General features: G+C 71.3%; 23 protein-coding genes and 1 pseudogene. 10 read left to right on the top strand and 14 right to left on the bottom strand.

Going from position 1 to position 24,821, the window contains the following annotated elements:
- Positions 1 to 209 precede the first annotated feature (209 nt).
- Together KME66_RS21495 and KME66_RS21490 are read left to right on the top strand one after the other, a co-directional pair.
- Positions 210 to 2,012 carry an LCP family protein gene (locus KME66_RS21495; RefSeq protein ID WP_216324929.1) on the top strand — a complete coding sequence of 601 codons (1,803 nt, stop codon included), beginning with the start codon at positions 210 to 212 and terminating at the stop codon, positions 2,010 to 2,012.
- Positions 2,013 to 2,061: 49 nt separating this feature from the next.
- Complete coding sequence (locus KME66_RS21490; RefSeq protein ID WP_367303631.1) at positions 2,062 to 3,786, top strand: LCP family protein; 1,725 nt, start codon at positions 2,062 to 2,064, stop codon at positions 3,784 to 3,786.
- A gap of 96 nt (positions 3,787 to 3,882) precedes the next feature.
- Here KME66_RS21490 and KME66_RS21485 read toward each other — a convergent pair whose 3' ends face one another.
- Positions 3,883 to 4,911 carry a glycosyltransferase family 2 protein gene (locus KME66_RS21485; RefSeq protein ID WP_216324925.1) on the bottom strand — a complete coding sequence of 343 codons (1,029 nt, stop codon included), beginning with the start codon at positions 4,909 to 4,911 and terminating at the stop codon, positions 3,883 to 3,885.
- 320 nt (positions 4,912 to 5,231) lie between these two features.
- Here KME66_RS21485 and KME66_RS21480 point away from each other — a divergent pair, with 320 nt between their 5' ends.
- Complete coding sequence (locus tag KME66_RS21480; RefSeq protein WP_216329533.1) at positions 5,232 to 6,620, top strand: LCP family protein; 1,389 nt, start codon at positions 5,232 to 5,234, stop codon at positions 6,618 to 6,620.
- A 53-nt stretch (positions 6,621 to 6,673) separates the two neighbouring features.
- Here the strand turns inward: KME66_RS21480 and KME66_RS21475 are convergent, their stop codons facing one another.
- The gene (locus KME66_RS21475) at positions 6,674 to 7,243 is read right to left on the bottom strand and encodes an acyl-CoA thioesterase (protein WP_073225579.1); all 570 of its coding nucleotides are present in this window, start codon (positions 7,241 to 7,243) and stop codon (positions 6,674 to 6,676) included.
- Positions 7,244 to 7,360: 117 nt separating this feature from the next.
- On the opposite strand from KME66_RS21475, the gene KME66_RS21470 reads away from it, so the two are divergent.
- Positions 7,361 to 8,680 carry an LCP family protein gene (locus KME66_RS21470; protein ID WP_216324923.1) on the top strand — a complete coding sequence of 440 codons (1,320 nt, stop codon included), beginning with the start codon at positions 7,361 to 7,363 and terminating at the stop codon, positions 8,678 to 8,680.
- 79 nt (positions 8,681 to 8,759) lie between these two features.
- Here the strand turns inward: KME66_RS21470 and KME66_RS21465 are convergent, their stop codons facing one another.
- Positions 8,760 to 9,806 carry a DUF5954 family protein gene (locus KME66_RS21465; RefSeq protein ID WP_216324921.1) on the bottom strand — a complete coding sequence of 349 codons (1,047 nt, stop codon included), beginning with the start codon at positions 9,804 to 9,806 and terminating at the stop codon, positions 8,760 to 8,762.
- A 470-nt stretch (positions 9,807 to 10,276) separates the two neighbouring features.
- Here KME66_RS21465 and KME66_RS21460 point away from each other — a divergent pair, with 470 nt between their 5' ends.
- Together KME66_RS21460 and KME66_RS34080 are read left to right on the top strand one after the other, a co-directional pair.
- Positions 10,277 to 11,404, top strand: a complete 1,128-nt coding sequence (locus KME66_RS21460) for a hypothetical protein (protein ID WP_216324918.1) — start codon at positions 10,277 to 10,279, stop codon at positions 11,402 to 11,404.
- Positions 11,405 to 11,456: 52 nt separating this feature from the next.
- Positions 11,457 to 11,766 (top strand): annotated as a pseudogene (locus KME66_RS34080) (hypothetical protein).
- 3 nt (positions 11,767 to 11,769) lie between these two features.
- On the opposite strand, the gene KME66_RS21455 reads toward KME66_RS34080, so the two are convergent.
- From KME66_RS21455 to KME66_RS21440, 4 genes are all read right to left on the bottom strand, one after another.
- Positions 11,770 to 12,372, bottom strand: a complete 603-nt coding sequence (locus KME66_RS21455) for a hypothetical protein (RefSeq protein ID WP_216324914.1) — start codon at positions 12,370 to 12,372, stop codon at positions 11,770 to 11,772.
- Positions 12,373 to 12,526: 154 nt separating this feature from the next.
- On the bottom strand, positions 12,527 to 12,709 hold the full coding sequence (locus KME66_RS21450; protein WP_236726461.1) for a hypothetical protein: 183 nt from the start codon (positions 12,707 to 12,709) through the stop codon (positions 12,527 to 12,529).
- 96 nt (positions 12,710 to 12,805) lie between these two features.
- Positions 12,806 to 13,651: a class I SAM-dependent methyltransferase gene (locus tag KME66_RS21445; protein WP_216324911.1), complete on the bottom strand. Its 846-nt coding sequence runs from the start codon at positions 13,649 to 13,651 to the stop codon at positions 12,806 to 12,808.
- A complete protein-coding gene (locus KME66_RS21440) occupies positions 13,648 to 14,118 on the bottom strand; it encodes a hypothetical protein (protein WP_216324908.1) in 471 nt (156 codons plus the stop codon). The genes KME66_RS21445 and KME66_RS21440 overlap by 4 nt, the downstream gene beginning before the upstream one ends.
- A 188-nt stretch (positions 14,119 to 14,306) precedes the next feature.
- Here KME66_RS21440 and KME66_RS21435 point away from each other — a divergent pair, with 188 nt between their 5' ends.
- The gene (locus KME66_RS21435) at positions 14,307 to 14,879 is read left to right on the top strand and encodes a dihydrofolate reductase family protein (protein ID WP_073225566.1); all 573 of its coding nucleotides are present in this window, start codon (positions 14,307 to 14,309) and stop codon (positions 14,877 to 14,879) included.
- 31 nt (positions 14,880 to 14,910) lie between these two features.
- Here KME66_RS21435 and KME66_RS21430 read toward each other — a convergent pair whose 3' ends face one another.
- Both KME66_RS21430 and KME66_RS21425 read right to left on the bottom strand, forming a co-directional pair.
- Positions 14,911 to 15,438 (bottom strand): AAA family ATPase, encoded by a 528-nt coding sequence (locus tag KME66_RS21430; RefSeq protein ID WP_216324905.1) that lies wholly within the window; start codon positions 15,436 to 15,438, stop codon positions 14,911 to 14,913.
- The gene (locus KME66_RS21425; RefSeq protein ID WP_216324902.1) at positions 15,435 to 16,121 is read right to left on the bottom strand and encodes a bifunctional 2-polyprenyl-6-hydroxyphenol methylase/3-demethylubiquinol 3-O-methyltransferase UbiG; all 687 of its coding nucleotides are present in this window, start codon (positions 16,119 to 16,121) and stop codon (positions 15,435 to 15,437) included. Before KME66_RS21425 ends, KME66_RS21430 begins: the two co-directional genes overlap by 4 nt.
- Positions 16,122 to 16,216: 95 nt before the next feature.
- Here KME66_RS21425 and KME66_RS21420 point away from each other — a divergent pair, with 95 nt between their 5' ends.
- Entirely contained in the window at positions 16,217 to 16,795 is a 579-nt protein-coding gene (locus KME66_RS21420; protein WP_216324900.1) for a 1,4-alpha-glucan branching protein, read from the top strand.
- 68 nt (positions 16,796 to 16,863) lie between these two features.
- Here the strand turns inward: KME66_RS21420 and KME66_RS21415 are convergent, their stop codons facing one another.
- The gene (locus tag KME66_RS21415; protein WP_073225560.1) at positions 16,864 to 18,021 is read right to left on the bottom strand and encodes an acyl-CoA dehydrogenase; all 1,158 of its coding nucleotides are present in this window, start codon (positions 18,019 to 18,021) and stop codon (positions 16,864 to 16,866) included.
- Positions 18,022 to 18,228: 207 nt separating this feature from the next.
- Here KME66_RS21415 and KME66_RS21410 point away from each other — a divergent pair, with 207 nt between their 5' ends.
- Complete coding sequence (locus KME66_RS21410; RefSeq protein ID WP_216324898.1) at positions 18,229 to 19,572, top strand: UDP-glucose/GDP-mannose dehydrogenase family protein; 1,344 nt, start codon at positions 18,229 to 18,231, stop codon at positions 19,570 to 19,572.
- Positions 19,573 to 19,898: 326 nt separating this feature from the next.
- Positions 19,899 to 21,086 (top strand): GDSL-type esterase/lipase family protein, encoded by a 1,188-nt coding sequence (locus KME66_RS21405; protein WP_216324896.1) that lies wholly within the window; start codon positions 19,899 to 19,901, stop codon positions 21,084 to 21,086.
- A 270-nt stretch (positions 21,087 to 21,356) separates the two neighbouring features.
- Here KME66_RS21405 and KME66_RS21400 read toward each other — a convergent pair whose 3' ends face one another.
- The 4 genes from KME66_RS21400 to KME66_RS21385 all read right to left on the bottom strand — a co-directional run bounded on the left by KME66_RS21400 (position 21,357) and on the right by KME66_RS21385 (position 24,803).
- The gene (locus KME66_RS21400) at positions 21,357 to 21,683 is read right to left on the bottom strand and encodes a pentapeptide repeat-containing protein (protein ID WP_073225555.1); all 327 of its coding nucleotides are present in this window, start codon (positions 21,681 to 21,683) and stop codon (positions 21,357 to 21,359) included.
- A gap of 249 nt (positions 21,684 to 21,932) precedes the next feature.
- Complete coding sequence (locus KME66_RS21395; protein WP_216324895.1) at positions 21,933 to 23,117, bottom strand: dipeptidase; 1,185 nt, start codon at positions 23,115 to 23,117, stop codon at positions 21,933 to 21,935.
- Positions 23,118 to 23,127: 10 nt separating this feature from the next.
- Positions 23,128 to 23,667, bottom strand: a complete 540-nt coding sequence (gene purE / locus KME66_RS21390) for a 5-(carboxyamino)imidazole ribonucleotide mutase (protein WP_216324893.1) — start codon at positions 23,665 to 23,667, stop codon at positions 23,128 to 23,130.
- The gene (locus tag KME66_RS21385; protein ID WP_216324891.1) at positions 23,664 to 24,803 is read right to left on the bottom strand and encodes a 5-(carboxyamino)imidazole ribonucleotide synthase; all 1,140 of its coding nucleotides are present in this window, start codon (positions 24,801 to 24,803) and stop codon (positions 23,664 to 23,666) included. The genes purE and KME66_RS21385 overlap by 4 nt, the downstream gene beginning before the upstream one ends.
- Positions 24,804 to 24,821 lie beyond the last annotated feature (18 nt).

The following is a 24,821-nucleotide window of genomic DNA, read 5'->3' as shown; positions in this document are numbered from 1 at the left end:
TAGAACACAATCGGCGCGCAATGGGAAGAATGCCCGGTTGTAAAGGGGGTGGAATGTGTCACGCACGTCGCTCGACCTGGAATCGGCCGGATAGTGTGACGCGATCCGGTGCTTCCGGCCGTCAGGGTCGTGCACTGCTGGAGCGAAGGAACGAGCGCCTCGCCGGGGGAGGGCGCCTCGCGTGGCACCGACGGAGGACGCAGGCAACCGTGGACGCGCACAGTCGTGGACGGGCGGACGATATCGACCCCGCCGACCAGTGGGTACTCAACCCGCACACCGGTAATTACGAATTGCGACTGGACCACTCCGCTGGGGAGTCGAGCAGTTCCACCCGTACGGCGAGCAGTTCCGCGCGCACGGCGACGGCCGAGGAAGCCGGACGCCGCGGGGAGTCGTCCCGGAGCGGCGCCACCCGCGAGGGTTCGGGCCGCCGCGGGGCCGGATCGCGCGGGGCCGCCGCGGACGGGACGCGCCGCGAGGTTCCGGGCCAGCGCAGCCGCCGCAGCTCCCAGGGGGCCCGGGGGGCCGCCGAGCCGCCCACGTCCGGGCGCCGGAAGCGCAAGCCCCCGAAGTCGCGCAAGAAGAGGGCGCTGCTGTGGACGGGCGGGGTGATGGCGTTCGTCGTGGTGGGCACCTCGGTCGGCGCGTACGCCCTCTACCAGAAGTTCAACGGGAACATCGACTCCATCGACGTGGGTGACGCCGGCAGCAAGAACGTCGTCACCGAAGGCCCGATGAACATCCTGGTCATCGGCACCGACAAGCGCACCGGCAAGGGCAACGAGGGGTACGGCGACAAGGGCAGCATCGGCCACGCCGACACCAACATCCTGTTCCACGTCTCCGAGGACCGGACCAACGCGACGGCGATGAGCATCCCGCGCGACCTGGTGACCGACATCCCCGAGTGCGAGACGAAGAAGCCGGACGGCACCACCGACGTCATCCCCGGCACCCCGAACGAACGTTTCAACACCAGCCTCGGCCAGAACGGCCGCGACCCCGGCTGCACCATGAAGACGGTCGAGGCCATCACCGGCCTCAAGCCGGACCACTTCATGATGGTCGACTTCAACGCGGTCAAGGAGCTGACCACCGCGGTCGGCGGCGTCGAGGTCTGCATGGCGAAGCCGGTCGACGACCCGAAGTCCCATCTGGTGCTCCCGCAGGGCAAGTCGACGGTCCAGGGCGAGAAGGCGCTGGCCCTGCTGCGTACGCGCGACAGCTTCGGCAACCGGAGCGACCTCGACCGGATCAAGGTGCAGCAGCAGTTCCTCGGCTCGATGATCCGCGAGATGAAGTCGAGCGACACCCTGACCAACCCGAAGAAGCTCTACAAGCTGGCCGACGCCGCCACCAACGCGCTGACCGTCGACTCCGCCATCGCCGACGCGAAGAAGCTGATGACGCTCGCGCAGGAGATCTCCAAGGTCGACACGAAGAACATCACCTTCCTCACGATGCCGGTCATCGACAACCCGGCCGAGCCGAAGCCCGTCACCGTGGTCGTGGACCCGGTCAAGGGCGAGCAGCTCTTCGCGATGATGCGCTCCGACACCTCGCTGACCGAGGTGAAGCAGAAGGAGAAGGACGCCAAGAGCAAGCAGGCGGCCCTCCTCAAGGGTCCGAAGGCCGATCCCGCCGACGTACGGGTGGACGTCCTCAACGGCGGCGAGATCCCGGGAGCGGCCGGTTCGACCGTCACCTGGCTCCAGAACGAGCAGGGGGTGCTGAAGTCCACCAACAAGGCCAACGCCCCCGAGAAGATCAAGAAGACGACCCTGGAGTACGCGCCCAACCAGGCCGATCAGGCCCGGACGCTCGCCGAGATGATGGGGCTTCCCGCGTCGGCCATGAAGCAGGGCACCACCGACGCCGAGGGTCTGGAGGCGATGGTGCTCACGCTGGGGGACGACTTCAGGGGCGCGGGCCAGCTCATCACCGGGCCGGCGAAGGCCCCGGAGGACGTCGAGCAAGTGAGAGCCGACAAGGCGGTATGCGCCAAGTGACATCGGGTCACCGCGCCACAGCGGAAATCTGAACAACATGGGGGGTCCGGTGGGACGCAGCAGCATGCCCGGGGAGGAGACGCGCTCACGCGTCCGCCGCGCCGATCGGCCCGGCGGGGACGAGAGCCGGGACGAAGGCCGGGCCGACAGCCCGGAGGGCCGAGGGGACGCGGCCGGTAGCGGTGACGCGCCCGCGCGCGGCAGGAGCGGGGAGCGCGGCCGTCGGGCCGAGGGGACCCGGCGCGGCACCGCGGGCGGCGCCCGGGGGCGCAGCGGCCGCCGCGCGCCGAAGAGCGGCAAGCGTCGCGTCCTGCGCTGGAGCGCCTCGGTGCTCGCCGTGCTCATACTCGTCACCGGCGGCGCCGGTTATCTCTACTACGAGTACCTGAACAGCAACATCAAGAAAGAGGATCTGACCCTCGGCGACAAGCAGATGGCCGATCACAAGGCCAACGCCGCCGGGCAGACCCCGCTCAACATCCTGCTCATCGGTTCCGACGCCCGGGACTCCGCGGCCAACCAGAAGCTGGGCGGCGCGAAGGAGACCTTCGGCGCGACACCGCTCGCCGATGTGCAGATGCTGCTCCACCTCTCCGCGGACCGCAGCAATCTCTCCGTCATCAGCATGCCGCGCGACACCATGCTGAAGATGCCCAAGTGCACGGCCCCGGACGGCGAGGTCTTCGCCGCCAGCACCCGTGACGTACAGACCAACGAGAGTCTGGGGCGCGGCGGTCCGGGGTGCACGGTGGCCACCTGGTACGAGCTGACCGGCATCCGGATCGACCACTTCATGATGATCGACTTCTCGGGTGTGGTGTCCATGGCCGATGCCATCGGCGGTGTCCCGGTCTGCGTCGACGCCAACATCCACTCGCGCAGCGCCGACGGCAAGGGCTCCGGGCTGAAGCTGGAGGAGGGCACCACGTACGTCAAGGGCGAGCAGGCCCTCCAGTGGCTGCGCACCCGGTACGGCTTCGAGGACAACACCGACCTGGGGCGGGCCAAGGCCCAGCACCAGTACATGAACTCCATGGTGCGCGAGCTGCGCAAGGGCACCAAGCTCACCGACCCGGCGAAGCTCATGAACCTCGCCGAGGCGGCCACGAAGGCGCTGACGGTCGACAAGGGCCTGGACACCGTCAAGAAGCTCTACGACCTGGCCGAGGAGTTCAAGAAGGTCCCGACGAAGCGCATCACGATGTCGACCATGCCGAACGTGTACGGCACCGGCGTCAACAGCGGCCGGGTGTACCCGAAGGCGGGCGACGCCGAGCAGTTGTTCCGGATGGTGCGGGACGACGTACCGCTGGACGGCAAGGCCTCCCAGCGCAAGAAGCCGGAGGAGCCCAAGGACCCGTCCGCGCCGGTGGGCGAGATCGCCGTCTCCGTACGGAACGGGACCGCCACCGACGCCCTCGGGCCGGCGTCGGGACGGGCCGGTCAGGTCGCGGACCAGCTGAAGGACGCGGGCTTCGGGCGGACCAGCATCGACTCGGGCAACGTCACCGGGGTGGCGCGGACCGGGATCCTGTATCCGAGCGCGGATCTGGAGGGCGACGCGCAGGCGGTCGCCAAGGCGCTCGGGGTTCCGCTGTCGCAGGTGAAGCGGTCCACCGACGTGTCGGGGATCTCGCTCGCGGTGGGCGCCGACTGGCGCGAGGACGGGGCGTATCCGGTGTCCGAGGGCACGGAGAAGACCCCGGAGTCGGCGGGCGCCCTGAACGGCGAGGAGGAGGCCTGCATGAAGGTCAACCCGAACTACACCTGGTGACCGTGCAGCGGCACGCTCGTGCGTCCGCGCGAAGGGCCCCGCCGCCGGATTCGGTCCGGCGGCGGGGCCCTTGGCGAACGCCCGGGGCGCTCGGTCTCAGACGGTCTCGCTGCTGCCCGTCATCGCCGGACGGCGGCTCGCGATGACCCGCTTGGCGAGGGACCGCGGGCTGGTCAGGAAGCCGAAGCCCCAGCACATGTGCATGGTCGCCAGCGCCACCGGGATCTGCGCGCGGGCCTTCAGCGAGAGCCCCTTGCCCGCGGGCAGCGATCCGGCGACGATCGCGGCGACGTAACCACCGGGGACGACGAGCGCCCACGGGGTGACGGCCGCGCCGAGGACCAGGCCCGCGGCGATGGCGACGACGGCGGTCGGCGGGGCCAGGTAGCGCAGGTTGATCGAGCCGGAGTGGTAGCGGGCGACGACATGGCGCCAGCGGCCGTAGTCCTTGTACTGCTTGGCGAGCGCCTTGACCGTGGGGCGCGGGCGGTACTGGACCTTCAGCTCGGGCGAGAACCAGATCAGCCCGCCGGCCTCGCGGATGCGGAAGTTGAGCTCCCAGTCCTGGGCGCGGATGAACTCGACGTTGTAGCCGTCGGCCCGCTCCAGCGCCTCGCGGCGGAAGACGCCCAGGTAGACGGTCTCGGCGGGGCCCGCCTGACCGCCGGTGTGGAAGGCCGCGTTGCCGACGCCGATCTTCGAGGTCATCGCGGCGGCGACGGCGTCCTCCCAGGCGTTCTCGCCCTCGGCGTGCATGATGCCGCCGACGTTCTGGGCGCCGGTCTCCTCCAGGAGGCGGACGGCGGTCGCGATGTAGTCCGGCGAGAGCATGCCGTGGCCGTCGACGCGGACGACGACCGGGTGGCGGGACGCCTTGATCGCCGCGTTGAGGGCGGCGGGGGTGCGGCCGGTGGGGTTGGGCACCGTGTGGACGCGGGAGTCCTCGGCGACCAGCTCGGCGGCGATCTCGTCCGTCCGGTCGGCGGAGGGGCCGAGCGCGATCACGACCTCCATCTCACCGGGGTACTCCTGCTCCAGGATGTGCCGGACCGAGTTCCTGAGATGGCGTTCCTCGTTGAGCACCGGCATGATCACGGAGACGGCGGGGTACTGCGCGGCAGACATGTGGTCCTCGGGGGGTCCTCGGGGGCGCCGGGGGTTGCGTACCCCAGGAGGCGGCTCGGTTTTCGGCCGCCACGTTACCGCGAATGGGGGACACGGGTGCGCGCCGCCGGGTCGCGCCCGGGGACGGTGGTCGTATGGGCCTACCGTGCGATGGTCCCCTTGCACCGCAGAGGTGTCTCCCTTGCACCCCGGAGGTGTCTCCCCCCGTGCCCCCACCGCAGCGACCGCAGCGCCCCCGCACCACTCCCCCGCGACGCCGTCCGCCCCAGGGCGCCCGGCCGGTCCGCAGCCGCAAGCAGGACGAGCGCCCGCGCTGGGGCATGCGGGTGGCGACCGGTCTGTCGGTGCTGGTGCTGGGGGCGGGCGGGATCGGTCACGCCGTGGTGAGCAGCCTGGAGGGCGGGATCGGCCGGGTCGACCCGTTCCAGAACATGAAGAACCGCCCCGAAGGGGGCCGCGGCACGAATCTGCTGCTCGTCGGCACGGACGGCCGGGACACGATCACCAAGGCCGAGAAGCGGAAGTACCGGCTCGGTGGGGCGCCCTGCCACTGCACCGACACGATCATGCTGGTCCACCTGTCGGCCGACCGGCAGCGGGCGAGCGTGGTCAGCCTCCCCCGGGACAGTTACGCCGAGATGCCCGCCCACACCGACCGCACCACGGGCAAGCACCACGCGAGCCACCCGGTGAAGCTGAACGCCGCCTACGCGGAGGGCGGGCCGACCCTGACCGTGCGCACCGTCGAGGACATGACGGGCGTCAAGATCGACCACTATCTGGAGGTCGACTTCACCAGCTTCATGAAGACGGTCGACGCGGTGGGCGGGGTGAAGATCTGCACGGCGCGGCCGATGAAGGACTCGTACACCGGCCTCGACCTGCCCGCGGGCACGCACGAGCTGGACGGCGGCCAGGCGCTCCAGTACGTCCGCTCGCGCCACGTGGACGTGGCCTCCGACCTGGGCCGGATGGAGCGCCAGCAGAAGTTCATGGCGGCGCTGATCAAGCAGGCGACGAGCAGCGGGGTGCTGCTGAACCCGGTGAGGTTCCAGCAGGTCTCCGCCTCGGTGCTCGGCTCGGTCCGGGCCGACGAGGGCTTCGGTACGGAGCAGATGCTGGCGCTCGGAAAGGCGATGAAGGGCTTCGGCCCCGCCTCGTCGGAGTTCGCGTCCGTGCCCGTCGGCAACCCCAGCTTCCCGGTCAAGGGCATCGGCTCGACGGTGCAGTGGGACGCGAAGAAGGCGAAGAAGCTGTTCCAGGCCCTGCGCGAGGACAAGCCGCTGGCCCCGGCGAAGCCGGAGCCGAAGCCCGCGCCGGGCCCGCGGCAGCCCCCCGCGAAGCTGGTCGACGTGGCACCCGGGGAGATCCGCGTCCAGGTCTACAACGGGACCCCGAAGGACGGCCTGGGCCGGACCGCGGACGAGGCGCTGCGCGCGACCGGGTTCGCCACCACCCAGGCCCCGCTCAACGGGGAGGTGCGGGAGCTGGAGCGGACGCTCGTGGAGTACGACCCGCGCTGGGACCGGTCGGCGAAGTCCCTGGCCACGGCGCTGCCCGGGAGCGAGCTGAAGGCGGTGAAGGGCCAGGGCCCGCAGATGCGGGTGACGGTGGGCTCGGACTTCACGAAGGTGCAGCGGGTCAAGGCGGAGCCCCGTCAGGCGGGCGAGTTCTCGACGGTGAGGGGCGACGAGGTGGTGTGCCCGTAGGGGCTCGGCGGCAGGGATGACGGCCGGGCTCCTCACCGGGCCCGGCGCCGGTCTCAGTCGTCGATGCCCTCGGCGGCGCGCTTCTCCCGCAGTTCCTTGATCGCGCGGCGGCGGGCGAGCCGGTGGGTGCGCCGGATCTGCGCCTCCTGGTAGCGCCGCTTGTCGCGCTCGGTCTCGGGAACCACCGGCGGCACGCGGCGCGGCTTGCCGTCCGCGTCGACGGCGGCGAAGACCAGGTAGGCGCTGCCGACCTGCTGTGCGGGGGTGGACTCGTTCCAGCGTTCGGCCATCACCCGGACGCCGACCTCCATGGAGGACCGGCCGGTCCAGTTGACCTGGGCCTTCACATGGACGAGGTCACCGACGCGGACCGGCTCCAGGAAGACCATCTCGTCCATCGACGCGGTCACGGCGGGGCCGCCGGAGTGCCGGCCGGCCACCGCGCCCGCGGCGTCGTCGACCAGTTTCATGATCACACCACCGTGCACCGTACCGAGGAGGTTGGTGTCGCTGCCGGTCATGATGTGGCTGAGGGTGGTCCGGGACGCCGCGGTCGGCTTGCCCGGAATCTCTTCCTCTGCCCGGTTGGCCGGATCTGTTACGCCCGTGGCCTGATCTGTCATACCGTCTACCTTATGCGGGGTCCGCGATCCCGCAGAATGCATCAGGTTCGCAACAGCCCTGGTGCGATTTTCCTTACACCCTGTAAGAGCCGTGTGCCCGGACGGCACACTGTCGGAATGAACGATTGGCCCGATCGACGGACCGGCGACCGCAGCGAACGCTACGGGCGGGGCAGCGCCGACCCCCAGCCCGAGGGCGCGCGGTCGATGCCGCACATCCAGCGCCGCCCGGCCCCGCCGCAGCGGCCGCAGGTGCCGCCCCGGCGACCGCAGGTACCGCCGCAGAGCCCGGGCTACGACGACCGCTACCAGGACGGCGGGCACCAGGGCGGGGGCTACGGCCCCGAGCCCGGGTACGACAGCGGCTACAACACGGGCCAGGTCTACGGATCGGGCAGTGGCGGCTCCGGCGGCCGGCGCGGCGGCGGTGACGGGGGTTACGTCCAGGGCCGCCCGGCCCCGGACTGGCGCCGCCGGATCAAGCTCGGCGCGCTGACCCTGGTGGTCGTGGTGCTCGCGGTCTCGGTCTCGACGTACTTCTGGGCCGACTCGAAGCTGAAGCGCGAGGTCGACCTCTCCAAGGTCATCGAGCGGCCGGAGTCCGGCGACGGCACGAACTACCTGATCGTCGGGTCCGACAGCCGCGAGGGCATGTCGGCCGAGGAGAAGAAGCGGCTGCGCACCGGTTCCGCCGAGGGCAAGCGCACCGACTCGATGATGATCCTGCACGACGGCTCGAACGGCCCGACGCTGATCTCGCTGCCGCGCGACTCCAACGTCGAGATCCCGACCTTCAAGGGCTCGGAGTCCGGGAAGATGTTCCAGGGCACCGGCCGGCAGGTGAAGCTGAACGCCGCCTACGCCGAGGACGGCCCCGAACTCCTGGTCCGTACGGTCGAGTTCAACACGGGCCTGCGTATCGACCACTACGTCGAGATCGGCTTCGGCGGCTTCGCGAAGATCGTGGACGCCATCGGCGGGGTCGAGTTGGACATCCCGAAGGCGTTCAAGGACAAGAAGTCGGGGGCCGACTTCCAGGCGGGCAAGCAGACGCTAAACGGCGAGCAGTCCCTCGCCTTCGTCCGCACGCGCTACGCGTTCGCGGGCAGCGACCTGGACCGTACGAAGAACCAGCAGAAGTTCCTCGCGGCGCTGGCGAGCCAGACGGCGACCCCGTCCACGATCCTCAACCCGTTCAAGCTGTACCCGACGATGGGCGCGGGCCTGGACACGCTGATCGTGGACAAGGACATGTCGCTCTGGTCGCTGGGCAACATGTTCTTCGCGATGAAGGGCGTCACGGGCGGCGAGGGCACGTCGATGAACATGCCGATCTCGGGCAGCATCGGCAGCAACCTGGTCTGGGACAAGGCCAAGGTGAAGCAGCTGGTGCAGCAGCTGAACGACGGCGAGAAGGTCACGGTCAAGGGCAACTGAGAGCGCGCAGAAAGCCGTTGAGGGCGCCGGGCCACCAGCCCGGCGCCCTCCTTTCGCCCTCGCGGTCCTCGGACGCCCGCTACGTGCCGTAGGTGATGGTGCCGTGCTCGTCCATGAGGGGATGGATCTGGGACGGTCCGTACTGGTCGACGTCGGACGGGCGCGGCTTCTCCGGACCGTCGGGCCCGATGCGCATCATCCGCTCGACCCGGACGACCTCGAACCGCTTGCCCCGCACGATGAGTTCGTTGGGCCTGCGGCGCGCCATGAACTTCTTCGCGGCCCGCTCGTTGACGGCCGCCTCCTTCTCGTCCACCTTCATCCACGCGGGCAGCTCCGGCATGTCCGGGAGGTCCGGCAGCTCGGGGAAGGGCCGGGTGAGGTGATCGACGAGGGCGCGCCGGGCACCCTGCGGGGTCGAGGACTGCCCGGTCACCATCGACCAGGACAACTCCTTGCGCTGCACCACCCGGAACGTCGTCGGGAGGAGCACGACCCCCGGGTGGGTGGTCACCGCCCGCTGGGAATCGGCCCGTACGTCAGCGGGGAAACGGTCGGCGGTGTAAGCGAGTTGGAGCAGCTCGGCGCGGCCGATCCCCTCGCTCAGCCCGACGGCCGCCGCGTGGTCGACCACGAAGCCGTCGGTGCGGCAGGGTTCGGCCCCGTCCAGATCCCAACTGTCGTCGTCCGGGTCGGTGGCCCGGGGCGGCTCCAGCCCGCCGTCGCCGATCCGGGCGAACTCGTCGGCGCGCACGACCCGGTAGCGCACACCGCACGCCGAGACCTCGTCGACCTTCTCGGTCTCCAGCCGTGCCACGGCAGCCAGCAGCGACCGCCGCTCCGCCGGGTCGTCGGTCTCGTCCTTCGCCTTGAACCAGAGGTGCGAATTCAGCTCGTCCCGGACCATCTGCGGGAAGCCGGAGTCGAGTTCACCCATCAGCCGCCAGCGCGGCCGGTCCCCGCGCCGCTGCTCGGCGAGCCCGAACAGCGGCCCGCGGACGACGATGTTCGGATACTTGCGGGCCGAGGCGAACGCGTCCGCCTCGGTGACCTCGAAGACCGGATCGTCGCGGTGGGTGACATTGATCGTGAGGTGATCCGGCGACTTCCCCGAGTGAACATCCATGCACTCAGTGTGCCGAAGGGGTGTTGCCGGTGTCAGGGATTCCGGGGATTCCCGGGCTTCCGCCGCGCGAAGGCGGGTGGCTCACCTGCCGCTGGAGGGGTACGGGAGGAAGTCGGTCCCCGCGAGGAATCCACCCGAATTCGCTGCTCACACCGGATCGTGGTGCTTCACGACCCGGTCGTGGCCCACCGGGTCGCGGCCGACCGCGACCTGGTGGGCCACGACGTCAACTACGGAAAGAACCAAGAGAAATAACCCCACCCCACCCCACCTGATCCCGGTGGTCAGCTGCGGGAGGGCTCGTCACTCGCGCGGGTGAGGTTTGCCGACTGAGCTGGATTTCAGACCGGTTGGCAGGCATATGCTCACGCTGATCCACCTTCGATCCACCTCCAGACATCGAACAGCCCCCGGCCGGGACGGCAATCCCGAACCGAGGGCCTAGCCACCAAGGAAGAAGCCACTTCCCGATGGATACCCAGCACGATAACGCCCTGGCCCATGCCCTGGCCGCAATTCCCGGGCCCGTCCCGCCCTCCGGCGTCATTCAGATCGTGATCCCGCACACCAACCGGTTCACGGTCGTCGGCAACCACCTCGCCCAGCACGCCGGGCTGTCCCTCGTCGCGATCGGGATCGGCGTCCACATCCAGTCGCTGCCCGCCGGATCGGAGATCAGCATCAAGACGCTGGCGGCCCGCTTCCCCGAGGGCGAGGTGAAGATCGCCTGCGCCCTGCGTGAGCTGGAGGCCCACGGCTACCTGCGCCGGACGCGCGTCAGGCTGGCAAAGGGCCGGGTCGCCACCCGCACGGTGTTCTGCAACCAGCCGGGGGCGGTGCTGCGGGGCGGGGTGGTGCCCGGGGCGCCTGGTGCGCCTGTCGTGGCGGCTGCGGTACGCAACCCTGCGCCCGCGCCCGGCCTCGTACGGGAGCACCTCCACGTACCGGAGCCCGCCCGCGTAAGGGAGCCGGAGCCCGCCCGCGTGCCGGAGCACCTCCGCGTAACGGAGCCGGAGCCCACCCGCGTACCGGAGCCCACCCGCGTACGGGAGCCGGAGCCCGGCCTCGTACCGGAGCCCGCCCTCGTACGGGAGCACCTCCGCGTACGGGAGCCGGAGCCCACCGCCGTAGCGGGAGCGCGCCCCGCGCCGGTCCGCCTGCCGGCACCGACCGCGCCCAAGCAGCCCCGTCGGCCGCTCCCCCACCCCCACGCGCTCACCCCTGAGCGCCGGCAGGCCGCCTCCGCCCTCCTCGCGGATCTGCGGCGTCACGCGGTGGAACTGGTGCTCTCGGAGGAGGCCGTCGAGGAGCTGGTGCCCGGCGTGGCCGCCTGGCTCGAACGGGACGCGACCACCGACGCGATCCGGCACGCTCTGACCGCCGACCTCCCGAAGCCGCTGAAACACCCGGCGAGGCTCCTCAGGCACCGCCTCACGGCCCTCCTGCCGCCCCCGCTCCCCGGCGTCCACGACCTCACGGCACCGCGCCGTGCGCCGGTCCCCCCGTTCCAGACCTGCGACGGCTGCGAACGGGCCTTCCGCTCGCACGAGCCGGGGCACTGCCGCGACTGCCGGGCCCCGTACGGGGAGGCGGCCTAGCACGAAGGGGACGATCCTGGCCACCGGGCACCCACGACAAGGAGTGGGCACGATGTCCATCGCCCCGGACGACGTACAGCGGGACACAGCCCGGTTTCGGGCCAGGCGGGACGTCGTGGGGCAGATACGGGAGCGCGTTCCGGGCGAGTTCGAGATCACCGAAGAGGGGATCGTGCACGACAGGATGGCCCCCGGACGCCCCCACGAACTCACCGCGGCCCAGGTGAGCCGGCGTCTGGAGAAAGCGATGCCGGACGCCGGAGGGGCCGCGTTACGCGGCCCGCAAGGACTTCCAGCACGGCGAGGACGTCACGATCGCCGAGTGGACGATCTCGACCGACGGTCTGCCGCGGTACGCCTGATTCTCAGGGGGCGCAGCCGTACCGCTCGGCAAGCCTGGTGGCCACTTCCCGCATCACGGTCACGTTGTTGCGCAGGGCAGTGTCTGCGTCCACCGGCCGCTTCTCCTCCAGCCTGGCCAGGTTCTCGCCGTCCTGCGAGGGCACGTCGAGCGACACCCTGATGTACGGGGCGGTCGAGCCCATCCGGACGGGGCAGGCGGCAGGCAACGTGACCTCGGCCAAGTCCGGGCGCGCCCAGCCCGTGAACCCGGGGCCGAGAGGGACAGAGCCCTTCTTGTTGTACGGTTCGCTCCGGGTGTCCGCGATGACCAGTTTGTAGACCCCGCGAGGGTTGTCGTTCTCGTCGTACGGGTTGGCGCGCAGCACGCGGCACGCTTTGAACACCGCGTAGTCGGTGGTGCTGCCCTTGCTCTCCCACTCGTCCGTGCTGATCTCACCGCCCTGGCCGTCGTCGATCAGCTCCGCCGTCTCCCGGCTGAGCGCACCGTGACACAGGCTCTGCGGCAACGGCGGCTTCTCCACGTCGTCGGGCCAGACACTCGCCACCACCACCGCCACCCCGGCGACGCCGAGCGTGATGGTCAACGGCAGCCACTTCCTGTCCATCGCTTGCCTACCTCGTCGACCGTGCGGCCTCATCCAGGCCGCTCAGATACCACTCCTTGGCCCTCGCCCGGAGATGGTTCTCGAACTCGCTGGGGCTCACGTCCAACTCCGCTTTCGTCAGCCCTCGTTCCAGCGCCACCCTGCGCACCATGCCTCAGCCGGTCGGCTCCAGGTTGTTGACCCGTCCGAACGCGGTGTGACCGATGCCCCCGAGCTCGTCGTCCTTGACCACGAGGTCGGCCAAGCCCTGCGGCCCGGAACCGCCGGCGCCTCCGGCCTGGTTCAGTCTCATCGCGGCGGCGGCCTTGAGCTCGCCCCACTCCTGTTCGAACGACATGCTCCAGACCCCGTGCACTACCTAGAGAATCGTTTCGCGCACGTCACCCTATCTGTGCGAATAAACGAATCTCCCGTCTGGTCTCCGGCCGCCCTCCTACGCGGCGCCCGTCGCCAGCAGCGCACGATGGGGCAGCACCAACAGGCCTTCCGGGGTGCGGAATTCGGCGCAGAGGTCGTCGTACGCGCGTCGCGCCGCAGCCCTCCCCTCCGCGCCGCCGCTGTTGAGCACCTGCCCGATCGCACCGATCCCCCGCTCGGCCCCCGCCCACCACGTGTCCGGGTCGCAGCGGTGCTCCCAGGCCACCTCGGAGCACTCCGCGCCGAAGAGCCCGGCCGCTTCGAGCAGGGCCGCGAGGCCTTCGGGTGTACGGGGGAAGTCGTCCTCCGGTGCGAGGGCGGGGAGCCAGGCGGGGCGGGTGAGGCCGGCGGCCTGGGCGGCGCGGCCGATCAGGGTCTGGCCGGGGGCTCCGGGTGACCGCCAGATGGTGACCGCGACCCGGCCGCCGGGACGGGTGATCCGGCGGAGTCCGGCCAGGGCGGCGAGGGGGCGGCCCACGTGGTTGAGCACGAAGTTGCCGACGACGGCGTCGAACGTGTCGCTGGCGTACGGCAGTTCGGGGAGTCGGGCGATCTGTGCCGTGGCGCCCGGCACGGCTCGGCGGGTCGCGGCCACCATGCCGGGGTCGGCGTCGGCCGCGTACACGGACGCTCCGCGCGCCACCGCCGCCGCGCTCACGGTCCCGCTGCCGCAGCCCACATCGAGGACGCGGGCACCGGGACCCACCTCGGCGGCGTCGAGGAGGGCCGTCGCCGGGTATGCGCAGAGCCGGGCGTAGGTAGCGGCGTACGCCTCGGCCTTGCCGGACCAGATGCGGCGCTCGGCGTGGTCGAAGGGGGTGGTCCGGGCGACCCCGTCCGTGGGAGCGGCCGCATCGGTCATGGCGTGGTGCCCTTTGGTTCGAGTTCGGCGAAGTCCTCGTGGAGGGCGTCGAGATGGCGCCCGGTCGGTGCGCCCGCCGCGTTCAGCTCCGCCAGCCGCCAGCCGGGCAGTTGCGCCTCCACGTCGGCGGGGAGCGAGCCGTCCGCCGGGTCCGCCAGTGCGTGCAGCACCCCGAACGCGGTCTCCCTGGCGATCTCGCGGGCCAGCGTGCCGAGGTCCTCGGGGGTGAGCCCGGCCGCGAGGGCGCGGTCGACGGCGTCGGCCGCAGATCCGTCGACGCGGTAGGCGTCCACCCACTGGCGGGCGGCCGTGCCCCAGGCGTCGACGTCCTGCCACACCGTCCGCAGGAGCCGGTAGCGGGCGAGCTGCGGCAGCCCTTCCTCGGCCTCGGACTCCGCCCAGTCCCGGGCGTCGGCGTCCGCGCCCAGGGCGCTGAAGAGGGCGGTCAGCCTGTCCAGTTCGGTCATGGGGAGGGAGGCTACCGGGCCGTGGCCGGGCGGCTGTCCCGAGCTTCGACGGGACAGGGCGACGCGGCCGGCGCGCTTCGGTGGCGTGGGACCGATGAGTTTTCGCCTGGCACGCGGTCAGTACATCCGTAAGAGTGAGCAGCGACGCCGGGCACCGGACGGGGCCCACCACACACCCAGGAGACCTGATGCGCACCCTGATCAGCACCGCCTTCGTTTCGCTCGACGGTGTCATGGAGGCCCCCGGCGGCGAGCCCGGCTACCGGAACTCGGGGTGGACCTTCAAGGACATCGAGTTCCTGCCGGAGGCGTACGAGCTCAAGTCCCGGGAGCAGGACGAGGCCGCGGCCCTGATGATGGGCCGGGCCAGCTACGAGGCGTTCAGCCCGGTGTGGCCGGGCATGGAGGAGTTCACCGGGTACAAGGCGATGCCGAAGTACGTCGTCTCCACCAAGCTGACCGAAGACGACCTGGTGTCGGACTGGGGCGAGACCACGATCCTGCGGTCGCTCGACGAGGTCGCCGCGCTGAAGGAGACCGAGGGCGGCCCGATCATCGTCCACGGCAGCACCGAGCTGAACCGGAACCTCGCGGACGCGGACCTCATCGACCGGTACCACCTGCTGGTCTTCCCGCTCCTGCTCGGCGCGGGCAAGCGCCTGTTCAGCACGACGGACAAGGACCAGCAGAAGCTGAAGCTGGTCGAGCACGAGGCGTACGCGAACGGCATCCAGAAGAACGTGTTCGACGTCGTGCGCTGACGGGACGGGCCGGTCAGCCGGTGCGCGCCCCTCACCGGCGGGTGCGGACGCCCCGCAGGACGGTCTCCGCCACCTCGGCGGGCACGACGCCCGTGGTGTCGATCACCCGAGCCTCGCGGCGGAGCCACGGCAGGGCCTGTTCGTAGTCGGTCAGGTGGTCCAGGCGCCACTGCTCGGCACCGGCGCTCTCGGGCTGGGTGTCGGTCTCGATCCGTTCGACGAGGGTGTCCCGGCCGGTGTGGAGCAGGACGTGGTGCACGGGGACACCGGCCCGGGTCAGGCCGTCGTGGATCTCCTGCCAGTACGCCTCGACCAGCACGGTCTGGGGCACCACCAGCGTTCCGCCGACATGGTCGAGCAGTTGCCGCGCGGTCTCCACGACCAGGCCCCGCCAGGGTGGGAAGTCCTGGAAGTCCTTCTCCGGCGCGCCCAGGACGTGCCGGAGCATCCCGCCGACCGTCTCGGTGTCGAAGAGCCGGGAGTCCGGAAGGAGTGAGGTCACCTCTCTCGCGGTGGTGGTCTTGCCCGCGCCGAAGGTTCCGTTCAGCCAGATGATCATCGGTCGCCCCCGGGGGACGGCCCACGAACCCCGGCAGGCCGCCGATGCCAGACCAGCGTGTAGCGCCAGAACAGGCGTCGGCGCAGCCGGGCACCGGGCAGAACGCGGCGGGCGTCACGGACGATCTCGGCGAAGCTCATGGCCGCCGGACGGGTGGGGGCGGTCATGGACACCGGCCGTGGAACCCGGCGCCCCTTGTTCTTGATCAAGGCCAGGGCGATGTTCAGCGGGATCGCGGCGGCCCCGAGGAGATGATCACCGGGGGATGCCGCCCGGGAGACACCGACGACGACCAGGGTCCCGCCCGGCGCCAGGTGCCGGCGGAAGAGGTCGAGGGCTTCGGTGAACGGCAGGTGGTGGAGGGTGGCGACGCACGTGATGACGTCGTAGGGCCCTGGCGGTGTCTCCGTCAGAGCGTCTCCGGCGGTGAACGTCACGGGGACGGCGGGACCAGTGAGTTCCCGGGCCCTCGCGACGATGGCGCGGTCGGCGTCCAGGGCCCTCACCTCCGTGGCTCGCGTGGCCAGGAGCCGGGCCAGGTCTCCGCTGCCCGATCCGACGTCCAGGGCCCGGCCGAAGCGCCGGGGGAGCTGCCGCATGATCCACGGATGGTGGTGAGCGTTATGGTCCCACGGGTGGACGTCGTGGAATCGGTCGATCGCCCGGAAGGCACGGGTCGTCATGGTCGCCACGGCACGAGTCCATCATCCCGGGACCGTGACGGCCAGAGTGTCTCCGGCCGAAGTCCACGGCCGGAGACCGACGACAGGGAGCTCGCATGGCATCCATCCACCGCACCACCATGTCGCCCGGCAAGCTGGAGCTCATCACCGGCTGGCTGCCGAAGCAGAGTTGGTACGCGGGTACCGGCGGGACGCCGGACCTGGTCAACGCCGGCGGGTTCCGCCTGGACGATCCGGACGGCGCGGTCGGGATCGAGTTCATGGTCGTGGTGGACTCCGCCGGGCCGGAACCGGTGGCGTATCTCGTACCCCTGGGCTACCGCGGCACGGCGCTGGAGGGCGCACCCGACGCCGCGCTCATCGGGACCCCCGAGCACGGTGTGCTCGGCACCCGATGGGTCTACGACGGCGTCCACGACCCGGTGGTGGCGGACCGGTTGAGTGCCCTGCTGAGGGGTGGGGCGGACCCGCAGCACCAGAGCCTGAGCGACACCCCCGACCCGACCGTCATCGTGCACGGGGCCGGTGGAGACGATGAGCCGGACGTGCGGATCAACCGCGTCCTGCGGGCCGGGGAGAACGAGCAGCCGTCGTCGGCGCACCTCGTCGCCGGTTGGACCTGGCCCGACGGAACGGCCGCGCGGGGCGTGTTCGCGATCGTCGCTCCGCGGTAGGGGCTGTACGCGTACGGCCCCCGGCAAGGTTCGCCGGGGGCCCGGGAAGGCGGTGATGCCGCGAGGTGCTACGGCAGGTTGCGCGCCATCACGATGCGCTGGACCTGGTTCGTGCCCTCGTAGATCTGGGTGATCTTGGCGTCGCGCATCATGCGCTCCACCGGATAGTCCCGCGTGTAGCCGTAGCCGCCGAGCAGCTGGACGGCGTCCGTGGTGACCTCCATCGCGACGTCCGAGGCGAAGCACTTGGCCGCCGCACCCTGGAAGGTCAGGTCGGCATCGCCGCGCTCCGACTTCGCCGCCGCCGCGTACGTGAGCTGGCGGGCCGCCTCGATCTTCATCGCCATGTCCGCGAGCATGAACTGGATGCCCTGGAAGTCCGCGATCGGCTTGCCGAACTGCTTGCGCTCCTGGACGTACCCCTTGGCGTAGTCCAGCGCGCCCTGGGCGATGCCGAGCGCCTGGGCGGCGATCGTGATGCGGGTGTGGTCCAGGGTCTTCATCGCGGTGGCGAAGCCCGTGCCCTCCTCGCCGATCATGCGGTCCGCGGGGATGCGGACGTTGTCGAGGTAGACCTCGCGGGTCGGGGAGCCCTTGATGCCGAGCTTCTTCTCCGGGGCGCCGAAGGAGACGCCCTCGTCGGACTTCTCGACGACGAACGCCGAGATGCCCTTGGAGCGCTTGGCCGGGTCGGTGACCGCCATGACCGTGTAGTAGTCGGAGACGCCCGCGTTGGTGATCCAGCGCTTCACACCGTTGAGCACCCAGAAGTCGCCGTCGCGCACGGCCTTGGTCTTCATGCCCGCCGCGTCGGAGCCGGCGTCCGGCTCGGAGAGGGCGTACGAGAACATCGCGTCGCCCTTGGCGAGCGGGCCCAGGTACTTGGCCTTCAGCTCCTCGGAGCCGGAGAGGATCACCGGGAGCGAGCCGAGCTTGTTCACGGCCGGGATCAGGGAGGAGGAGGCGCAGACGCGGGCCACCTCCTCGATCACGATGACCGTGGCGAGCGCGTCGGCGCCGGCCCCGCCGTACTCCTCCGGAACGTGGACGGCGTGCAGGTCCGACGAGACCAGGGCGTCCAGCGCCTCCTGCGGGAAGCGGCTCTCCTCGTCGACCGCGGCGGCGAAGGGGGCGATCTTCGACTCGGCGAGCGCACGGATGGTCTCGCGGAGCATGCCGTGCTCCTCGGCCGGACGGTACAGGTCGAAATCGGTCGAACCCGCCAAGACGCTCACTCCCCAGATGCTAACTACCGTTAAGTAACTCAATTTTAGTGCGCGGACCGCCCGACGGCATACGTGACGAGCACGTGAGCTTGCCGACAGGGGTGGGACATGGGGGAGGTACCGGGCATATCGATCGGTGAATTCCGGCCTCCGGGTCCCCGACTATGCTCGGTCCGCACGTTCGCCCGCACCTCCCAGGAGCACTCCATGGCCCTCAGGATCACCGTGATCGGCACCGGCTATCTCGGCGCCACCCATGCCGCGGCCATGGCCGAGCTGGGCTTCGAGGTCCTCGGGCTCGACGTGGTCCCGGAGAAGATCGAGCTGCTGTCGAGCGGGCGTGTCCCGATGTACGAGCCGGGGCTGGAGGAGATGCTCCAGCGGCACGTCGCCGGGATCGAGGGGTCCAGCGGGCGGCTGCGCTTCACCACCTCCTGGGAGGAGGTCGCGGAGTTCGGCGACGTCCACTTCGTCTGTGTGAACACTCCGCAGAAGCACGGCGAGTACGCCTGCGACATGAGCTACGTGGACAGCGCCTTCGAGGCGCTCGCCCCGCATCTGACCCGGCCCGCCCTGGTCGTCGGCAAGTCGACCGTCCCCGTGGGGTCCGCCGCCCGGCTCGCGGACCGGCTCGCCGAGCTGGCTCCGGTGGGCGACGGGGCCGAGCTGGCCTGGAACCCGGAGTTCCTCCGTGAGGGCTTCGCCGTCGAGGACACCCTCCACCCCGACCGGATCGTCGTCGGCGTCACGAGCGAGAACGCCGAGAAGCTGCTCCGCGAGGTGTACGCCGTGCCGATCGGTGAGGGCTCGCCGTTCGTGGTGACCGACTTCCCGACCGCCGAGCTGGTGAAGACCTCCGCCAACTCCTTCCTCGCCACCAAGATCTCCTTCATCAACGCGATGGCCGAGGTCTGCGAGGCCGCCGACGGGGACGTCGTGAAGCTCGCCGAGGCCATCGGGCACGACGACCGGATCGGGAAGAAGTTCCTGCGGGCCGGGATCGGCTTCGGCGGCGGCTGCCTGCCCAAGGACATCCGCGCCTTCATGGCCCGCGCCGGCGAGCTGGGCGCCGACCAGGCGCTGACCTTCCTCCGCGAGGTCGACTCCATCAACATGCGCCGCCGCGGCCACATGGTGGAGCTGGCCCGCGAGGCGGTGGGCGGCGGCTCGTTCCTCGGCACGCGGGTGGCGGTGCTGGGCGCCACCTTCAAGCCCGACTCCGACGACGTACGCGACTCCCCCGCGCTCAACGTCGCCGGGCAGATCCACCTCCAGGGCGGCCAGGTGACCGTGTTCGACCCGAAGGGGATGGACAACGCCCGGCAGCTGTTCCCGACGCTCGGTTACGCGGACTCCGCGCTGGAAGCCGTGCGCGGCGCGGACGTCGTGCTGCACCTGACGGAGTGGCGCGAGTTCCGCGAGCTGGACCCGGCCGAGCTGGGCGAGGCGGCCGCCCGCCGGATCATCCTGGACGGGCGCAACGCCCTGGACAGCGCGGTGTGGCGCGAGGCGGGCTGGACCTACCGGGCGATGGGCCGCCCGAAGGCCTGACGCGTACGTGCGACGCATGCATGCGCGTACGTCGCGTGCGTGGCGTGCGTCGCGTGCGAGGCGTGCGTCGCGTGCGTGGCCACTTGCGGCCGGGCGGGACGTGGCCGGGCGGCGTGTGCGTGGCGGCACATGGCCGGGCGGGACGTGGCCCGGCGGCGCGTGGCCCGGCGGCGCGTGCGTGGCGGCACGTGACCAGGTGGCGCGTGGCCGGGCGGCGTGTGCGTGGCGGCGCGTGGCCGGGCGGCGTGTGCGTGGCCCCGCGTCCGTGACGACACGCGTGTCGTCCGCTGCGCTTCGGTCCCGCCTCCGGCGGACAGGCTGAGCCCATGGACGACGCGCGCGACTGGATCACCACCCCGCTCACCGGCGGCCTCCTGCGCGGTGCGCTCGACCTGGAGCGCACCGAGCGCGGGGGGCTCCTCCCCCACCGGCTGCCCGCCACCGCCCGCGCCCGGTCCGGCGGCGACGCGCAGGTGGCGCAGGCGGAGTCGCAGCCCTCGGGCGTGCGCGTGGCCTTCCGTACCGCGGCCACCGCCGTGCGGCTGGACGTCCTGCGCACCGTGACGGCCCACCGGGGGCTCGCACCGCTCCCGGACGGCGCGTACGACCTGTACGTCGACGGCGAGGCGGCCGGCCGGGCCTCGGCGAGCGGCGGCCACGTCCTGATGGTCGATCTGTCCGACGGGTCACGGGAGCTGTTCCCCGGCAGCGTCGGGGCGGTGTCCTTCACCGGGCTGCCCGCGCGCGAGAAGACCGTCGAGATCTGGCTGCCGTACACCGAGACCACCGAGCTGATCGCCCTGCGCACCGACGCGCCCGTGGCGGCCCTGGAGCCGGGCGGGCGGCCGGTCTGGCTGCATCACGGCAGCTCCATCAGCCAGGGCTCCTCGGCCGACAGCTCCGCGACCGCCTGGCCCGCCCTGGCCGCCGGGGCGGGGGGCGTGGAGCTGGTCAACCTCTCGCTGGCGGGCAGCGCGCTGCTCGACCCGTTCACCGCGTGCGCCCTGCGGGACACCCCAGCGGACCTGATCAGCGTCAAGATCGGCATCAATCTCGTCAACCACGACGCGATGGGGCTGAGCGACTTCGGCCCGGCCGTGCACGCCTTCCTCGACACCGTCCGCGACGGGCACCCCAGCACGCCGCTGCTCGTCGTCTCACCCCTCCTCTGCCCCGCACAGGAGGACACCCCCGGTCCCGCCGCCCCCGACGTCCGCGACGGGCGGGTGGGGTTCACGGCGCTGGGAGACCCGGCCGACGCAGCTCGCGGCAGGCTGACCCTGCGCGTCGTACGGCGGGAGCTCGCCCGGATCACGGCGGAGCGGGCGGCATCGGACCCGTACCTCTTCCACCTGGACGGCCTCACCCTGTACGGCGAGGCCGACCACGCCGAACTGCCGCTGCCCGACGGGCTCCACCCGGACGCCGCCGCCCACCGCCGCATCGGCGAGCGCTTCGGGGCGTTCGCCTTCGGTCCGGGGGGACCGTTCGCGGGGGCGGCGAAGCACTCCTGAAACCGCTCAAGGTTCCGAGGCCCGCTCCGGCGCCCGAGTCCTCTTCCGCGCCTGAGGCCCGTCCGGTGCCCGGGTCCTCTTCCGCGCCTGAGTCCTGTCCCGGCCCGGGTCCTGTGCGGCGCCCAGGTCCTGTGCGGCGCCCGGGTCCTGTGCGACGCCCGGGTCCTGTGCGGCGGCTGAGGCCGTCCGGTGTCGACCGCCCGGGGACCACAGCACGCGGGCCGGCCGCCGGTGGAGCGGGCGGCCGGCTCGGGGTGCCCGGCAGGCGATTCAGTTACCGATGCCGGAGCTGCCCACGCCGGTGTTGCCGATGCCGGAGCTGCCGAGGCCCGAGTTGCCGTGACCGTGGCTGCCGATGCCCGTGTTGCCGATACCGGCGTTGCCCCAGCCCCAGTTCCCGAGGCCGGCGTTGCCGATACCGCCGTTGAAGGCGCCCGCGTTGCCCAGGCCCATGTTCTCGATGCCCGCGTTGCCCACGCCCTTGTTCCCGATGCCCGCGTTGCCCACACCGTCGGCGGCGGCCACGCCCGCGCCGCCGATGGCCAGTACGGCCGCGGCACCGAGCGCGGTCGTGATGCGGAGAAGATTCGTGCGCATCGTTGCGTACCTCCTGTTGGGGGAATTCTTGCCCGCTATCCCTAACACGAGGTTGCATCAGATTTCGGGATGACTGACCGAAATATCCGTGTCGTCAGAAAGATCGCACCGGTCAGCGCGTCCGCTGCCCGACGGGCCCCACCCGGACGCCGCCGCCCACCGCCGCATCGGCGAGCGCTTCGGGGCGTTCGCCTCCGGTCCGGGGGACCGTTCGCGGGGGTGGGCGGCGGGAGGAGCGGCCGGCGGGCGTCAGCCGTCCAGCTCGGTGATCGTCGCGTGGGACGGGCCGCGCACGCTCTGCTCGGCGCGCGCCACGGCCTCCGCGTCGCGCAGCACCCGTACGGAGTTCTGCCAGGTCAGCTTGGCGAGGTCGCCCTCGGACCAGTGCCGTCGCAGCAGTTCGGCGATGAGGTTCGGGTAGCCCGCGACGTCCTCCAGGCCGCGCGGGGTGAACGCCGTGCCGTCGTAGTCGCCGCCGATGCCGATGTGGTCGATGCCCGCGACCGCGCGCATGTGGTCGAGGTGGTCCGCGATGGTGGCGACCGTGGCCTCGGGGCGCGGGTGGGCCGCCTCGAAGTCCTCGTGGATGCGCATCGCGACCGGGGTGGTGTCGAGGTGGTGCAGCCCGTGCTCGCGCATGTTGCGGTCGGCGGCCAGGGTCCAGGCGACCGCCTCGGGCAGCACGAACTTCGGGACGAAGGTCGCCATCGCGACACCGCCGTTGGCCGGGAGGGCCGCCAGGACGTCGTCGGGGATGTTGCGCGGGTGGTCGCAGACGGCACGGGCCGAGGAGTGCGAGAAGATCACCGGCGCGGTGCTGGTGGCGAGCGCGTCGCGCATGACGCCGTCGGCGACGTGGCTGAGATCGACCAGCATGCCGATGCGGTTCATCTCGCGGACGACCTCGTGGCCGAAGGCGGAGAGCCCGCCGAGGCGCGGCAGGTCCGTGGCGCTGTCGGCCCAGTCGATGTTGTCGTTGTGGGTGAGCGTCATGTAGCGGACGCCCAGGTCGTGCAGGGCGCGCAGGGTGCCCAGCGAGTTGTTGATGGAGTGGCCGCCCTCGGCGCCCATCAGGGAGCCGATCCGGCCCTCGGCGCGGGCCTTCTCCAGGTCGTCGGCGGTGAGCGCCCGGCGCAGATGCGCCGGGTAGCGGGCGATGAGCTCGCCGACGACGTCGATCTGCTCCAGGGTGGCGCTGACGGCCGCGTCCCCGGTGAGATCGGTGCGGACGTACACCGACCAGAACTGGCCGCCGACACCGCCGGCCCGCAGCCGGTTCAGGTCGGTGTGGAGCAGGCCGCGCTGGTCGGCGGCGATGTCCCGGGCGTCGAGGTCGTAGCCGACCTGTTCGCGCAGGGCCCAGGGGAGGTCGTTGTGACCGTCGACGACGGGGTGGGCCGCGAGGAGTTCGCGGGCGCGCTGCACGTGGTCCATCGACCGTTCCCTACTTTCCGAAGCCGAAGGAGTCCGAGCCCTGGACCTTGGAGCGCAGTCGCTTGCCCTTCTCCGTGGCCTGGTCATTCAGCTCCTGCTGGAACTCCTTCATCCGCTCCTGGAGCGCGGGGTCCTGCGTGGCCAGGATGCGGGCGGCGAGCAGGCCCGCGTTGCGCGCTCCGCCGACGGAGACGGTGGCGACGGGGACCCCCGCGGGCATCTGGACGATGGAGAGCAGGCTGTCCATGCCGTCCAGGTACTTGAGCGGCACCGGTACGCCGATGACCGGCAGCGGGGTGACCGAGGCCAGCATCCCGGGCAGGTGGGCGGCTCCGCCCGCGCCCGCGATGACCGCCTTCAGGCCACGGCCCGCGGCCTCCTCGCCGTACGCGATCATCTCGCGCGGCATGCGGTGGGCGGAGACGACGTCGACCTCGTACGGGATCTCGAACTCGTCCAGCGCCTTGGCCGCCGCCTCCATGACGGGCCAGTCGGAGTCCGAGCCCATCACGATGCCGATCACGGGCGCCTGGGCGGAGGGGGAAGTCATTCGGTGATCGTTCCTCGCAGGTAGTCGGCCGCGTGCCGGGCGCGCTCCCGCACGTCCGCCAGATCGTCGCCGTAGGTGTTGACGTGCCCGACCTTGCGGCCGGGCTTCACGTCCTTGCCGTACATGTGGATCTTGAGCTGGGGGTCGCGGGCCATGCAGTGCAGGTATCCCTGGTACATGTCCGGGTAGTCGCCGCCCAGGACGTTGCACATGACCGTCCAGGGGGCGCGGGGGCGCGGGTCGCCGAGCGGGAGGTCGAGGACGGCCCGGACGTGGTTGGCGAACTGCGAGGTGATCGCGCCGTCCTGGGTCCAGTGGCCGGAGTTGTGGGGGCGCATCGCCAGCTCGTTGACGAGAATGCGGCCGTCACGGGTCTCGAACAGCTCCACCGCGAGGTGGCCGACGACGTCCAGCTCGGCGGCGATGCGCAGCGCGAGCTGCTGGGCCCCGCCGGCCAGCTCCTCGGAGAGGTCCGGGGCCGGGGCGATCACCGTGTCGCAGACCCCGTCGACCTGGATGGACTCGACGACCGGGTAGGCGACGGCCTGGCCGTGCGGCGAGCGGACGATGTTGGCCGCCAGCTCCCGCAGGAAGTCGACCTTCTCCTCCGCGAGGACCGGAACGCCCGCGCGGAACGGGTCGGCGGCGTCCGCCTCGGAGCGCACCACCCACACGCCCTTGCCGTCGTACCCGCCGCGCACGGTCTTGAGGATGACGGGGAAACCCCCGACCTCCTCGGCGAACGCGGCGGCGTCGGCCGGGTCGCTCACGATGCGGTTACGGGGGCAGGGGGCGCCGATCTCCGCGAGCCGGGCGCGCATCACCCCCTTGTCCTGGGCGTGGACCAGGGCATCGGGGCCGGGGCGCACGGGGATGCCGTCCGCCTCCAGGGCGCGCAGATGCTCGGTCGGCACATGCTCGTGATCGAAGGTGATCACGTCGCAGCCGCGCGCGAAGGCGCGCAGGGTCTCCAGGTCGCGATAGTCGCCGATGACGACCTCGCTCACCACCTGGGCCGCCGAGTCCTGGGGAGTGTCACTGAGCAGCTTGAATTTCAGGCCGAGGGGGATACCCGCCTCGTGGGTCATGCGGGCGAGCTGACCGCCGCCGACCATGCCGACTACCGGGAACGTCACGTACCCAGGGTATCCGCC

Origin of the sequence: Streptomyces sp. YPW6 (assembly GCF_018866325.1) — a bacterium.
In the GTDB taxonomy this organism is placed as follows: Bacteria; Actinomycetota; Actinomycetes; order Streptomycetales; family Streptomycetaceae; genus Streptomyces.
Note: the sequence above shows the minus strand (reverse complement) of the source record. Positions and strands in the feature narration are given on the sequence as shown.

Excerpts from the sequence above, each read along its gene's own strand:
- KME66_RS21475 (WP_073225579.1), bottom strand. The coding sequence starts at position 7,243 with ATGACAGATCAGGCCACGGGCGTAACAGATCCGGCCAACCGGGCAGAG.
- KME66_RS21425 (WP_216324902.1), bottom strand. The coding sequence starts at position 16,121 with ATGACGACCCGTGCCTTCCGGGCGATCGACCGATTCCACGACGTCCAC.
- purE (WP_216324893.1), bottom strand. The coding sequence starts at position 23,667 with ATGACTTCCCCCTCCGCCCAGGCGCCCGTGATCGGCATCGTGATGGGC.
- KME66_RS21395 (WP_216324895.1), bottom strand. The coding sequence starts at position 23,117 with ATGGACCACGTGCAGCGCGCCCGCGAACTCCTCGCGGCCCACCCCGTC.
- KME66_RS21445 (WP_216324911.1), bottom strand. The coding sequence starts at position 13,651 with ATGACCGATGCGGCCGCTCCCACGGACGGGGTCGCCCGGACCACCCCC.
- KME66_RS21410 (WP_216324898.1), top strand. The coding sequence starts at position 18,229 with ATGGCCCTCAGGATCACCGTGATCGGCACCGGCTATCTCGGCGCCACC.
- KME66_RS21465 (WP_216324921.1), bottom strand. The coding sequence starts at position 9,806 with ATGGATGTTCACTCGGGGAAGTCGCCGGATCACCTCACGATCAATGTC.
- KME66_RS21405 (WP_216324896.1), top strand. The coding sequence starts at position 19,899 with ATGGACGACGCGCGCGACTGGATCACCACCCCGCTCACCGGCGGCCTC.
- KME66_RS21430 (WP_216324905.1), bottom strand. The coding sequence starts at position 15,438 with ATGATCATCTGGCTGAACGGAACCTTCGGCGCGGGCAAGACCACCACC.
- KME66_RS21435 (WP_073225566.1), top strand. The coding sequence starts at position 14,307 with ATGCGCACCCTGATCAGCACCGCCTTCGTTTCGCTCGACGGTGTCATG.
- KME66_RS21485 (WP_216324925.1), bottom strand. The coding sequence starts at position 4,911 with ATGTCTGCCGCGCAGTACCCCGCCGTCTCCGTGATCATGCCGGTGCTC.
- KME66_RS21400 (WP_073225555.1), bottom strand. The coding sequence starts at position 21,683 with ATGCGCACGAATCTTCTCCGCATCACGACCGCGCTCGGTGCCGCGGCC.
- KME66_RS21460 (WP_216324918.1), top strand. The coding sequence starts at position 10,277 with ATGGATACCCAGCACGATAACGCCCTGGCCCATGCCCTGGCCGCAATT.
- KME66_RS21440 (WP_216324908.1), bottom strand. The coding sequence starts at position 14,118 with ATGACCGAACTGGACAGGCTGACCGCCCTCTTCAGCGCCCTGGGCGCG.
- KME66_RS21480 (WP_216329533.1), top strand. The coding sequence starts at position 5,232 with ATGCGGGTGGCGACCGGTCTGTCGGTGCTGGTGCTGGGGGCGGGCGGG.
- KME66_RS21455 (WP_216324914.1), bottom strand. The coding sequence starts at position 12,372 with ATGGACAGGAAGTGGCTGCCGTTGACCATCACGCTCGGCGTCGCCGGG.
- KME66_RS21470 (WP_216324923.1), top strand. The coding sequence starts at position 7,361 with ATGAACGATTGGCCCGATCGACGGACCGGCGACCGCAGCGAACGCTAC.
- KME66_RS21420 (WP_216324900.1), top strand. The coding sequence starts at position 16,217 with ATGGCATCCATCCACCGCACCACCATGTCGCCCGGCAAGCTGGAGCTC.
- KME66_RS21450 (WP_236726461.1), bottom strand. The coding sequence starts at position 12,709 with ATGTCGTTCGAACAGGAGTGGGGCGAGCTCAAGGCCGCCGCCGCGATG.